General features: G+C 60.0%; 12 protein-coding genes and 1 pseudogene. 11 read left to right on the forward strand and 2 right to left on the reverse strand.

Translation table 11 applies throughout. The annotated features are described in order from the left end of the window. Window positions 1-41 precede the first annotated feature (41 nt). Window positions 42-1,460: an amidase gene (locus tag ACODTY_RS15670; protein ID WP_488995141.1), complete on the forward strand. Its 1,419-nt coding sequence runs from the start codon at window positions 42-44 to the stop codon at window positions 1,458-1,460. A gap of 100 nt (window positions 1,461-1,560) precedes the next feature. Here ACODTY_RS15670 and mobA read toward each other — a convergent pair whose 3' ends face one another. Further along, complete coding sequence (gene mobA, locus ACODTY_RS15675) at window positions 1,561-2,190, reverse strand: molybdenum cofactor guanylyltransferase MobA (RefSeq protein WP_488995142.1); 630 nt, start codon at window positions 2,188-2,190, stop codon at window positions 1,561-1,563. Window positions 2,191-2,549: 359 nt separating this feature from the next. Here mobA and ACODTY_RS15680 point away from each other — a divergent pair, with 359 nt between their 5' ends. Beyond that, window positions 2,550-2,801: a sulfurtransferase TusA family protein gene (locus ACODTY_RS15680; RefSeq protein ID WP_488995168.1), complete on the forward strand. Its 252-nt coding sequence runs from the start codon at window positions 2,550-2,552 to the stop codon at window positions 2,799-2,801. Window positions 2,802-2,825: 24 nt separating this feature from the next. Here ACODTY_RS15680 and nikR read toward each other — a convergent pair whose 3' ends face one another. Further along, entirely contained in the window at window positions 2,826-3,287 is a 462-nt protein-coding gene (gene nikR / locus ACODTY_RS15685; RefSeq protein ID WP_488995169.1) for a nickel-responsive transcriptional regulator NikR, read from the reverse strand. Between the two features lie 313 nt (window positions 3,288-3,600). Between nikR and nikA the strand changes: the two genes are divergently transcribed. From nikA to ureC, 9 genes and pseudogenes are all read left to right on the forward strand, one after another. Beyond that, window positions 3,601-5,169, forward strand: coding sequence for a nickel ABC transporter substrate-binding protein (gene nikA, locus ACODTY_RS15690; protein WP_488995143.1), 1,569 nt, complete (start codon window positions 3,601-3,603; stop codon window positions 5,167-5,169). Window positions 5,170-5,172: 3 nt separating this feature from the next. Next, window positions 5,173-6,117, forward strand: coding sequence for a nickel ABC transporter permease subunit NikB (gene nikB / locus ACODTY_RS15695; RefSeq protein WP_488995144.1), 945 nt, complete (start codon window positions 5,173-5,175; stop codon window positions 6,115-6,117). Further along, window positions 6,114-6,983, forward strand: a complete 870-nt coding sequence (gene nikC / locus ACODTY_RS15700; RefSeq protein ID WP_488995145.1) for a nickel ABC transporter permease subunit NikC — start codon at window positions 6,114-6,116, stop codon at window positions 6,981-6,983. The genes nikB and nikC overlap by 4 nt, the downstream gene beginning before the upstream one ends. Then, window positions 6,980-7,771, forward strand: a complete 792-nt coding sequence (locus tag ACODTY_RS15705; protein ID WP_488995146.1) for an ATP-binding cassette domain-containing protein — start codon at window positions 6,980-6,982, stop codon at window positions 7,769-7,771. The genes nikC and ACODTY_RS15705 overlap by 4 nt, the downstream gene beginning before the upstream one ends. Further along, complete coding sequence (gene nikE, locus ACODTY_RS15710; RefSeq protein WP_488995147.1) at window positions 7,768-8,571, forward strand: nickel import ATP-binding protein NikE; 804 nt, start codon at window positions 7,768-7,770, stop codon at window positions 8,569-8,571. Before ACODTY_RS15705 ends, nikE begins: the two co-directional genes overlap by 4 nt. A 363-nt stretch (window positions 8,572-8,934) precedes the next feature. After that, complete coding sequence (locus ACODTY_RS15715; RefSeq protein ID WP_488995148.1) at window positions 8,935-9,642, forward strand: helix-turn-helix domain-containing protein; 708 nt, start codon at window positions 8,935-8,937, stop codon at window positions 9,640-9,642. Window positions 9,643-9,775: 133 nt separating this feature from the next. Continuing rightward, window positions 9,776-10,087, forward strand: coding sequence for an urease subunit gamma (locus ACODTY_RS15720; protein ID WP_056236984.1), 312 nt, complete (start codon window positions 9,776-9,778; stop codon window positions 10,085-10,087). 146 nt (window positions 10,088-10,233) lie between these two features. Then, a pseudogene (locus ACODTY_RS15725) lies at window positions 10,234-10,518 on the forward strand (urease subunit beta); the annotation flags it as partial. 170 nt (window positions 10,519-10,688) lie between these two features. Beyond that, entirely contained in the window at window positions 10,689-12,401 is a 1,713-nt protein-coding gene (gene ureC / locus ACODTY_RS15730; RefSeq protein ID WP_488995149.1) for an urease subunit alpha, read from the forward strand. Window position 12,402: the final 1 nt, after the last annotated feature.

Consider the following 12,402-nt stretch of genomic DNA (forward strand, 5'->3'; position numbering starts at 1 on the left):
TGATTTACCAGCCAGCACCGGCACGATGAAGGAGCATTGAGATGGGGCAGCCGCTTTGGGCCGAAGACGCGGTCACCATGGCAAGCCTGTTGCGCGCGGGCGAGATCAGCCCCTTCGATCTGCTCACCGCAACGCAGGAGCGGGTGGCGGCGGTGAACCCGGTGGTCAACGCCCTTCCGACCCTCTGTTTCGACCGCGCTCGCCGGCGGCTCGGCGAGGCCGGCGACCTGTCTGGATCGACGCTTGGCGGACTGCCGTTGCCAATCAAGGATTCCTACGCGGTTGCCGGCGTGCGCACCACCTTCGGCTCGCGCGTCTATGCCGACGCGGTGCCAGACCGGTCGGATTTCCTCGTCGAGGCGCTGGAGGCTTCGGGCGGCGTCGTCTTCGCCAAGTCGAACACGCCCGAATTCGAGGCCGGTGCCAACACCTTCAACGATGTGTTCGGTGTGACCCGCAACCCGTGGGACACCCGCCTGTCGCCCGCCGGTTCGTCGGGCGGGGCGGCGGTGGCGGTGGCTACCGGCATGGCGGCGATTGCGCAGGGCTCCGACTTCGCCTGTTCTGTGCGCTATCCGGCTGCCTTCTGCGGCATTGTCGGCCTGCGGCCGAGTCCCGGCATCGTGCCGCAGGGGCCGGGCGGCGTGCCGGGGCAGACGCTGTCGGTGATCGGCCCGCTAGCGCGCAGCGTCGCTGATGCCGGCCTTGGGCTCCAGGCGATGACCCGCTTCGATGCGCGCGACCCGCTGTCGCGACCGTTGGCGGCGACCGATTTCGCCGCTGCGGCACGGCAGCCGCGCAAGCCGCAGCGTGTCGCCTTCTCGGTTGACCTCGGCGTTGCCGACATCGAGCCGGAGATTGCTGGGGTGGTCATCGAAGCTGTGCGCCGGTTGGAACATTTGGGTGCAACCGTCGCCGAAGCCGCGCCCGATCTTTCGGCTGCGGAGAATGCGTTCCGCACGCTTCGTGCCCACCAGTTCGCATCTGCTCGGGGTGAACTGATCAACGGACCCGAGCGGGGCCAACTCAAGCCTGAGGTGATCTGGAACATCGAGCAGGGCCTGAAGCTTACCAGTGCCGACATCGCCGCCGCAGTGCGCGGTCAGGCGCACAGCCGCGCTGCTCTGCTCGGCCTGCTCGAGCAGCACGGCTTCCTCATCGCAGCGGCGGCACCGGTCGCCGCCTTCCCCGTCGAGGAGCGTTATGTTGGGCGCATCGCCGGTCGCGATCTGGCGAGTTATCTCGACTGGCTCGTGCTCGGCTACGCCATCACCATCACCGGCTGTCCGTCGATCGCCATCCCCTGCGGCTTCACAGCGGCTGGCCTGCCGGTTGGGCTGCAGATCGTCGCGCCGCCTTATCGCGAGGCCGAACTGCTGTCGGTCGCAGCTTGGTGTGAAGACGCGCTCGGGTGCCGCATGATCCGGCCGATCGATCCGCGTGTCCCCGTAGCCGATTGATGAAAGCGGGGTCGGCTCGGAAGGGACAAGGTTGCTTCCGCAATCGTGATAGTGGGAGCGCTTATAGGCTGCGGCAACTTCCTTTGCCTGCAACGGCTGATCAGCTATCGGCCAGTTTCTCCAGCCGCTCGGCTTCGGACAAATCCTCGACCGTGTTGGCGTTGAAGAACGGATCGACCGGTTCCGCCGGCCAGGTCACGGTTGCAAGTTTGTAGCGGGCGGCCCACTGGCTCACCTTGCGCATGCCTTCCTCGACTAGCGCATGCCGAAGCTCATCGCGCAAGGCAACGCTCCAAAGACCGATCACCGGATGAGAGCGGCCTGCCGAGGCCGCTACGACGAGTTGGGCATCGTCCTTCAACCGGGCACCGTGGAAGCGTGCGACCAGATCCCGCGGCAGAAACGGACAATCGCCGGCAACGCTCGCCACCCACTGGATTTGTGGCTGGTTTGCCGCGGCCCAGTCCAGTGCAGCGAGAACGCCCGCCAGCGGCCCCGGATAGTCCGCAATCGTATCGGCCACGACTGGAAAACCGAAAGAAGCAAAGCGGGCTGGATCGCCATTGGCGTTCAGGATCAGGCGGTCGCATTGCGGTGAAAACCGCTCGATGACGTGATCGAGTATGGAGCGCCCGCCAATCTCACGCATCGGCTTGTCGCCGCCGCCCATGCGACGCGCCAGTCCACCAGCCAATATGACGCCCAGCGTCTGCAAAGGGTCAGTGGTCATGTTCGGCGTCCTTGCGCGTGGGTCGCCACGGTGCGTTTTCGGCGCTCCAAGCATACCGGTCGAAAATGATCCGCCTTTCGCCAGAAGGCGTGACGAGCCGCTTGCCCTGGGCACGCCCGCCAAGCATCAATTCACTCTGCCGGACCGGCGTTCGAGACGGCGTGTTGCGGGGGGTCGAAAACAGGGTGAACCGCATAACGCATCGCGTGTGTCGTGCCTCTTCCCGTCGTCCCTAGCGCTTTGGCCTGTGCTTGGGAAGCGGTTTGAAAATCCTGCGAAATTTTTCTAAGTACCCAACATCGGCAGGAGCCGGGTGATTGTACTTGGCGCTCCTCCAGAGCAAAGAATATTTTCCAGCCATGATAACGACCAAGCTTGATCTCACCGGGTTGAAATGCCCACTACCGGCTTTAAAGACCCGCAAAGCCTTGAACGCTGTCGCCCCGGGCGACCGGTTGGAAGTTCATTGTACGGACCCGCTGGCAATCATTGATATTCCCAATCTCGTCAACGAGACCGGGGACCGCATCGAAAGCACCGAGCGCGACGGAAACCTGGTCGTTTTCTTGATTGAGAGGCGACCGGACGGCTCGGCCAATCCGGCGCGATGATGGCAAGTCCGGTCGGGCGGCCGCTTACTTGATCTTGATGTGGGAATGTGGGGTTTCTCCGTCGTGATCATGCATCTCGGCCTCGAGTTCGGCCGGGATCATGATGAGACGTCCATGGCGCACGCCTCTTTCGGCAATGATCTGATTTGCGACTGCCTGGACCTGAGCGGATTTGCCCTTCAGGACAGTCGCTTCCATGCAATGATCGTGATCCAGATGGACGTGAAGTGTCGAAAGGACAAGCTGGTGGTTGTCGTGGAACGTCCCCACGAGCCGCTTCGACAGGTCACGTGCGGAATGGTCGAAAACATAGACAACGGCCGCGACGCAATCCTCCGCGCCGGATGCATCCAGTATCGCTTCCTTCAAGCCGGAGCGGGTCAGGTCGCGAATGGCCTCCGAGCGGTTCTGGTAACCTCTGGTCCGGATGATCTCGTCAATTTCGGCCACCAGATCATCGTCCAGGGTTACGGTAATGCGCTGCACATGTTCCTCCAGATCGTGATTGGTACCAGCCATTTCGAAAACGGCGCTTGCCTCAGTGAAGGCGTTCGATGCGTTCAGTTCAAGTGCCTCGGACGGAATATTCCGGATCCGGCATCGCGTGGAACGGCTTTCGTGCGCGCAGCGTGAATAGATCGGCGGCATTTGTTGTCGGATAGACGGCCACTGCAGCAACCGCCGCTTTGACACGGTGTCAATGTTTTCACCCGGAACCTACCCGTTCGGGGTATGACGATATTTCAAAAATATCATACTATGGCCTGGGTTGCGTTTCTGACTTTTGGGAGGGAGTGGAATGCGAGTATCCCGATATTTCTGGGCAGCGGCAGCTGTGGCTTGCCTCACGATCAACGGCGCGTTTGCCGATACGCTCAAGTTCTCATGGCCTTCCAATGTCGGTCCGCTCAACCCGCATCTGTACAGCCCGAACCAGATGTTCGCGCAAGCGATGGTCTATGAGCCGTTGGTCAAATACCAGGCCAACGGAACGGTCATTCCATGGCTGGCTGCGTCATGGGAGGCTTCGGACGATGGCCGTATCTATACGTTTGCGTTGCGCCCGAATGTCAAATTCTCCAATGGCGACCCCTTCAATGCCGCGGCCGTCGTTGCCAACGTAAACGCTGTGCTGGCCAACCGGGCCCAGCACGATTGGCTGGAACTCGCAAACCAGATCGTCTCTGCGGAGGTGGTGGACGACCTTCATGTGCGGCTGACGCTCAACGACCCGTACTATCCGCTGTTGCAGGAACTCTCGCTTGCCCGACCGTTCCGTTTCGTCGCGCCCTCTCAGTTTGAAAATGGGGGAACCAAGGACGGCATTAACGCGCCGATCGGTACCGGTCCCTGGAAACGGGTCGAGACGCGCTTGGGTGAGAAGGATGTCTTTGCCCAGAACGAGAATTATTGGGGCGAAAAACCGGCTTACGACGAGATCGAGGTCAAGCTCATTCCCGACCCGAATACCCGCGCCATCGCCTTCGAGACCGGCGAGATCGACCTGATCTACGGCGTTGGCGGACAGATATCTCCAGATACGTTCCACCGCTTCAAGGAGATGGGCACGCTCACGGCGGAGTTGTCCAACCCGATGGAGACAAATGCGCTAGCCCTGAACACCAATCGTGAGCCCACCAAAGACCTGGCCGTTCGCCAGGCCATAAACCATGCCGTCGACAAGGATACGATGATTGCCACGGTTCTTTATGGAACGGAAAAGCGCGCAGACACCTTGTTTGCGCCGAACGTGCCCTATGCCGATATCGGCCTGAAGCCTTATTCGTATGATCCGGCGTTGGCAGCCGAATTGCTGGAAAAGGCCGGTTGGAAACTGGAGTCGGGGGCCACCGTGCGTAGCCGTGACGGTCAGCGCCTTTCGATCGAGCTTTGCTATGTCGGGACCGATGCCGTGTCGAAATCGATGGCCGAGATCGTTCAGGCCGACCTCGCAAAAGTGGGTATTGAGGTCGCTCTCGTTGGCGAGGAAGAAAGCAGCATCGACGCGCGCCAGAATGACGGGCGCTTCGGCATGATCTTCAATCGCACCTGGGGTGCTCCGTACGATCCCCATGCGTTTGTCAGTTCGATGCGTGTTCCCTCCCATGCCGATTACCAGGCGCAGCTTGGCCTGCCGGACAAGGCCGAGATCGATGCGATGATTGGCAAGGTGCTGGTCTCCACCGATGAAAAGCAAAGGCAGGACATGTATCGGGGCATCATGACGCGGCTGCATGACGAGGCGGTCTATCTGCCGCTTACCTATGTAACGGCCATCGCAGTCGCCCGGCCGGAACTTGGTCCAATCCCGTTCGGGGCCATGTCCAGCGAAATTCCGTTCGAGAAAATCCACCCCAAGGGGATGTAACCAATGTTGGCGTTCACACTGCGCCGGCTCATCCTTCTGGTGCCGCTGCTGCTTGCCGCTTCGCTGGTGATATTCCTGCTTCTCAGGCTTGGCCCCAGCGACCCCGCGATGGACTACCTGCGCCTTTCGCGCGTTCCTCCGACGCCACAAGCTTTGGAGGAGGCCCGGCGGATGCTGGGCCTCGACCAGCCCATCGCAGCCCAGTACCTGGATTGGCTGTGGCGGGCACTTCATCTGGACTTCGGAAATTCATACGCTACCCAGCGGCCGGTGCTGCCGGACCTTCTCTACTATCTCCCTGCGACGCTCCAGTTGGCAGGCGTTGCGTTGGTCCTGACACTGGGCATTTCCTTCCCGCTTGGAATGTGGGCTGCTCGCTACCGTGATCGTTTTCCCGATCAAGCCGTTCGCCTGTTGGCCTTTTTCGGTGTCTCGATGCCGAACTTCTGGCTGGGATTCCTGCTTGTTCTTGTGTTCTCGGTCTATCTGGGCTGGCTGCCTCCGATGGGCATGGGTGGTTGGACCCACATCGTGATGCCGGCATTTGCGATCTCGTTGATGTCGCTGTGCATCAATGCACGGTTGCTGCGGGCCAGCATGCTGGAGGTCAAGGGGCAGCGACACGTGACTTATGCTCGTCTTAGAGGGCTTTCCGAGATCTCCGTCGAACGCTCGCATGTGCTTCGAAATGCACTTTTGCCGATCATCACCGCGACCGGGATGCACATTGGCGAACTGATCGGCGGCACGCTCATCATCGAGAGCATTTTTGGATGGCCCGGTGTCGGGCGCTTCGCCGTGTCGGCAATTTTCAATCGCGACTATCCGGTTATCCAGTGTTTCACATTGTTGATGGTGGGCATATTCGTGATCTGCAACCTCATCGTCGACATCGTCTATGCCTGGGCTGACCCGCGCATCCGGCTTTCCGCGGAGGGTGTCCAATGAGTGATCTGGCTATTGAACGCACAATTGCCCCGCAATGGCTTGGGGTGAAGCTGAACTGGCCGACGAAGGTCGCTCTCGGCATTATCGCGGTTCTCGTGATCTGTGCCGTCGCAGGGCATTGGTTGGCTCCGTACGACCCCAACGCCACGAACCTCGTCGGTCGTCTTCAATCGCCGAATGCGGAACATTGGCTGGGCACCGACCACCTTGGCCGCGACATCCTTTCGCGTCTCATCGTAGGCTCCCGCGTTTCCCTGGGTTCAGTGGCACTATGTCTGGTCCTGATACTGGGGCTTGGGATACTGGTTGGCGGTGCGTCGGGTTTTATCGGCGGGCGGACCGATCAGATCATCATGCGTTTCACGGATGTTTTCCTGACATTCCCGACGCTGGTCCTCGCGCTGTTCATGGTCGGCATGCTGGGAACCGGTCTTGTGAACGTCATCGTGGCAATCGCGCTGTCACACTGGGCATGGTACGCGCGCATTGTTCGCGGCATCGTGCTGTCGCTGAAGCATCGCGATTTCATCCTCGCATCGAGGCTTGCCGGCGCAACCCGTGTGCAGGTGTTTATCAAGCACCTGTTGCCGGCAACACTGTCGCAATTGCTGGTGCTGGCGACGCTCGATATCGGCCACATGATGCTGCATGTGTCGGGCCTGTCGTTCCTTGGACTGGGCGTGACCGCGCCAACTCCGGAATGGGGCGTGATGATCAGCGATGCCCGCCAGTATGTCTGGACCGAGCCGCTGCTCGTATTCTGGCCCGGGCTGGCACTATTTTTCAGTGTGATGGCATTCAACATACTTGGTGACGCCATCCGCGACAGACTCGATCCTCATCTATGCGCGGAGCACGGACATTGACCAGTTCGACGCTTGCAATCGAAGGAATCTCCGTTGAAACCACGCGGCATGGCTCGCCATTGGTGCTGGTGGACAATGTGTCATTCACGCTGAGCACTGGCGAGGTGCTGGCATTGATCGGCGCGAGCGGATCGGGAAAGTCCCTGACCTGCGCCGCAAGTCTGGATGTCCTGCCGCCCGGCACCCGGATGATAGCCGGTTCGGTATCGATCGATGGTTCGGTTTTGCAGCGCTCCAAGTTGCGGGCGAGACACATTGCAACGATCATGCAGAACCCGCGCAGCGCCTTCAATCCGGTGCGAACCATGCAGGAGCATGCGCGGGAAACCCTTTCGGCGCTTGGCATCTCAACGGCGGAAGGGGACCAGCGTATCTTGCGCGCAATGAAAGCGTCCGGCCTTGATGAGCCGGAACGGCTGCTTCGCCTGCATTCTTTCGAAATGAGCGGGGGCATGCTCCAGCGCATGATGATTGCGTTGGCGCTTGCGACAGAAGCCCCGTTTCTCTTTGCCGACGAGCCCACCACCGATCTCGATCTCATCGTGCAGCGGGAAATTCTCGACCTTCTCGATCATCTGAAACGGGAGCGGCGTCTCGGCATTCTCCTCGTAACCCACGATATGGGGGTCGTGGCGAGGTTGGCCGACAGGGTGGCGGTGATGGATGGCGGGCGCATAGTCGAGACCGCGCCGGTCACAGACATTTTCCTGCGGCCCCGCCACGTCATAACGCAAAGGCTCGTTGAAGCTCACCTTTCCCTCTACAACCGGAGCGAGGTCGCGGCATGAACCTGCTTGAAGCACGCGGGATCTCCAAGGCCTACCGGACGTTTTCGCTGGTGGGCGCCACCAAGGCAAAGCCGGTTCTCGACGACATTTCGATAGAGATAGCGGCCGGCGAAACCGTTGCCCTGCTTGGGCGCAGCGGATGCGGCAAAAGCACGCTTGCGAGGCTGCTCGTCGGATTGGAACGGCCGGACAGGGGCGACATCCTATTTGGCGGACGCTCTTTGACCTCCCTCGACAAGGCCGGATGGCAGAACCTGCGCAAAACCGTCCAGATGGTTTTCCAGGACCCGCTCGGTGCGGTCAATGCGCGTTCTACCGTGAAGGATATCGTAGCCGAGCCGCTGAACTACCTCTGCGGCCTGACGGGGCAAGCGGCGGCCGAAAGGGTCCGAGATCTGCTTTCATCGGTCGGACTGAATTGGGCCGAGGCGAACAAGTTTCCTCACCAGTTGAGCGGCGGCCAGTTGCAGCGCGTGTGCATCGCCCGGGCTCTGGCTCCTGATCCGAAGCTCATCGTCCTCGACGAAGCGGTGTCGAACCTCGACCTGCATCTGCAAATCCAGATGCTCGATCTCTTCGAGGAACTGAGGCGCACCAAGAATGTCTCCTACCTCTTTGTCACCCATGATCTGCGGCTGGTCGAGAAATTCCGCGCGCGGGTGCTGGTGATGGACCAGGGCCGCATCGTCGAAGAAACGCCGGTTTCGGGCAGCCTTGGATTCTCTTCGTCCGAGGGGCGGGCGTTGAGCGCGGCCGTTTTGCCACCGATGCCTAGGCAGTTGCTTGCGGTAGACGGCTAGGCGAGGTTCTCGCGACGCACCGATTTGCGCGCCGGAAGCCGTGTTGGCCGGCAATTCTGACCAAGCTCTCTACTCCCCCTTTCAGGGTATAACCCTCGATATCGCTTTGCCGTAGCCTGCATTCTTAGCCAGCGACGAACTGTTTTCGCCAAACAAGACTTCGCGAAAATTGTGCTTGCCGTTTCGCTTCTGTGTCGTCGCAAAAGGACCGGCAAAGTCCTCGGTGACGGATTGCTACGCCCGAATTCGCAATTCGCCGTGCCTTGCAAGAAGTGCCAGCCGGAGATTTGCCGTCAAAACCGAAGCGGAGAGGCCAATGACGGCACTCCAGCATCCGACTGTTGCAGACCAGTGAGGCCCCCGATGGATACGGAGACCCGTCTCAAGATCGCAACGCCGCCAGAAGCCATGCCCACGGCCACGGCCGACACCGGACACAGGCAACGCCGCCGACCCGATGCCCGCATCGATACATTGGGCCTCGGTGGCGGAGATGAGCGATCAGCATCCACTGGCCGCTTCGACAAAGATGCCATGCTGCAAGTCGCCATCGGGCGGGCTGTACGCGATCACAGGCGGCGCTACGAACTCAATGGAGTTGACCTCGCCAAAGCCGCCGGCATTTCGCTCGGGATGTTGTCACGTATCGAGAACGGAACGGTCTCTCCGTCACTGGCGACTCTCAATGCTCTTGCTTCCAGTCTTGGAATTTCCATGACCGACCTGCTTTGCGGATATCGGGAGCAGAGGGAGGCGGTTTTCTTTCCGGCTGCTTCCGGTGGGGTCGACGCGTTCCAGGGGTCCTCTTCATTTGGCCTGAAGTGGGATTGCCAGACGACCAACATTTCGTTTGTCCACCTGACCGAACCATCTGAACGAATGCCGATGCCGCAGCACCAGGGGCTGCGCTTCCTGTACGCGCTGGAAGGGGAGCTTATCTATCGGCACGGCCCCAAACGCTTTCGAATGGCATGTGGTGACAGCCTGCTCTGCGATGCGGCGCTGCCCCAGGAAATCGAGCGCCTGAGCGCAACTCCGGTGCGTGCCATTTCGCTTGTTTCATTTCGATGACCGCTTGAGCCGGAGGACGCGCTTTCCGCGGCCATCCTACCCGGACTGGTAGATATACAGCCTTATGCCCGGTGGCATTATTGGCCGAACGAAGATCCAAGCCTGAACTTAACATGCGGAAGGACAGCCAATCATGCATCTGACTCTGCGAGAGGAGGAACGGATTCAAATCTGGGGGGCAGCGGAAATGGCGCGCCGCCGTTTGGATAAGGGACTTCGGCTGAATTATCCCGAGGCTGTTGCGCTGATTTCAGACGAAATTCTGGAGCGCGCACGCGAGGGCGTAATCCCCATGCTGACGGACATGATGGAGTACGGAGCAACCATCCTGAAACGCGAGCATGTCATGGAAGGCGTGCCCGAAATGCTGACTATCCTGCAGGTCGAAGCTCTTTTCCCCGACGGGACCAAGCTCGTCACCGTCATGAACCCGGTTCGTGACTGACGACAAGCCGTCATCGAGTCGCTCTCGTTTGCCAACTAGATTTCCTGGAGTGTTTAATCATGACAGCCAAGTGGTCACGTCCTCCGCTGCCGAAATCCGTCATTGCCGCAGAATCATTCGATGTCGGTGAGCCGTCAAAGGTCGGCCTGATCGAATTTGCGGATGGCGATATCGAGATCAATGCCGGTCGGCGCACCATCGAACTGGTGATGGTCAACACAGGCGATCGCCCGATCCAGATCGGTGCCCACTATCATATCGCGGAATGCAACCGCGCCATGGCCTTCGACCGCGAAGCGGCATTTGGCATGCATCTCGATATTGCAAGCGGCACTGCGGTGCGCTTCGAACCCGGCCAGAGCCGCAAGGTCCAGCTAACGACCTATGCCGGACGAGAGGTAGCTTACGGCATGAACAACATGACGAATGGCACGGTTCGCTCGGACATCATCAAGCAGCAAACGGTCCGGCGTCTCAAGGAACATGGCTATTGCTTTGAAGGTGAAAGATTTCCCGTCAACACACCGCCAGATGCTCGCTTTGCGAAGTCATCCAAGAAAGCCACGAAGTAGAGCAAACGGGACGATACGGGAGATCAATCATGAGCATCAAGCTATCGAGACCTGAATACGCGGTCCAATATGGTCCGACCAAAGGCGACAAGATCCATCTCGCCGACACCGGGTTGGTTGCGGAGATCGAGCACGACTACACCACCTATGGCGACGAATTGGTGTTCGGCGGCGGCAAGACCATCCGCGACGGCATGGGCCAGGCTTCCAAGTGGAAGGCCAGCGACGGCGCACTCGACCTTGTGGTCACCAATGCGGTCATCATCGATCCTGTGCTGGGCGTCGTAAAAGGCGACATCGGCATCAAGGACGGACTGATCGTCGGCGTCGGCAAATCCGGTAATCCGGACACGATGAACATCACTCCGGGCCTGATCGTTTCGCCGAACACCGATATCCTGTCGGTCGAGGGAATGATCGTCACGCCGGGCTTCATCGACATCCATCCGCACTTCGATTCGGTCCAGCAGCTTTACGAATACCAGGCCGCGGGCTTCACGACAGTGATCGGTGGCGGTTCCGGACCCAAGACGGTGGGCATCGAATGCCCCGGTGTGTTCAACCTGCATCGAATGCTGGAAGCGATGGCGGATATTCCGCTGAACTTCGGTAACTTCGGCAAGGGCAATTCCGCGACCAAGGGTTCCATCGAGGAACAGGTCATCATCGGCGGCGCGACGGGCTTGAAGATCCACGAAGACTGGTCGTCGTCGCCTGCGTCGATCGAGGCCTGCATGGACCTAGCCGATGAACTCGATTTCCAAGTCCAGGTTCACGCCGATACTCTCAACGAGACTGGGTACTACGAAGACACACTGGCGGCCATCAACGGCCGCGTCATGCACATCTACCACGCGGAAGGCGCAGGCGGCGGCAACGCTCCCGACATCATGCGCTGCGTCATGGAACCGAACTGCCTGCCCAGCTCAACCAACCCGACCAATCCGTTCTCGATCAACACATACGATGAAGAAATCGACATGTTGATCACCTGCCACAACCTCAACAAGCAGGTGCCGACGGACATGGCCTTCATCCAGGGCCGTGCACGTGCCGAAACCATGCGTGCCGAAGACGTGCTGCACGATCTCGGTGCCATCAGCATGATCGGCTCCGACAGCCAGGGCGTCGGCCGCGCCGCGGAAAGCGCACAGCGCGCCTTCCAGCTTGCCGCAGTCAACAAGGTGCGCTTCGGGCGCTTGCCTGAAGATGGCGTGGGCAACGACAACTTTCGCATCAAGCGCTATCTGGCGAAGGTAACGATCAATCCTGCGATCACCTTCGGCGTGGACAGCTATGTCGGTTCGATTGCACCCGGCAAGCTGGCTGATCTTGTGCTGTGGCGTCCGAAAATGTTCATCGCCAAGCCAGAGACATCCGTGAAGGGCGGCTTCATCTCGCACGCCGTGATGGGTGATCCGGCCGGTTCGCTGATGACCTGCCAGCCACTCAAGTATCGTCCGCAATACGGCTCGCTTGGGGCCAACCCGTCGCGGACCAGCTACTCTTTCGTCACGAAGGCAGCGATCGATGCGGGTCTGGAGGGTCGTCTGCGCAGCCACCAGACGCTGATGCCGGTAAGGCGGACCCGCACGATCTCGAAGCGGGACATGATCCACAACAACTACATGCCCAACATCGAGATCGATCCCGAAACATACAACGTCTATGTCGATGGCCAGCGGATCACCGTCAAACCGGCCAAGACCCTGCCGTTGACGCAGCTGTACTATTTCAGGTGAT

The organism is Mesorhizobium sp. FG116, assembly GCF_057809835.1.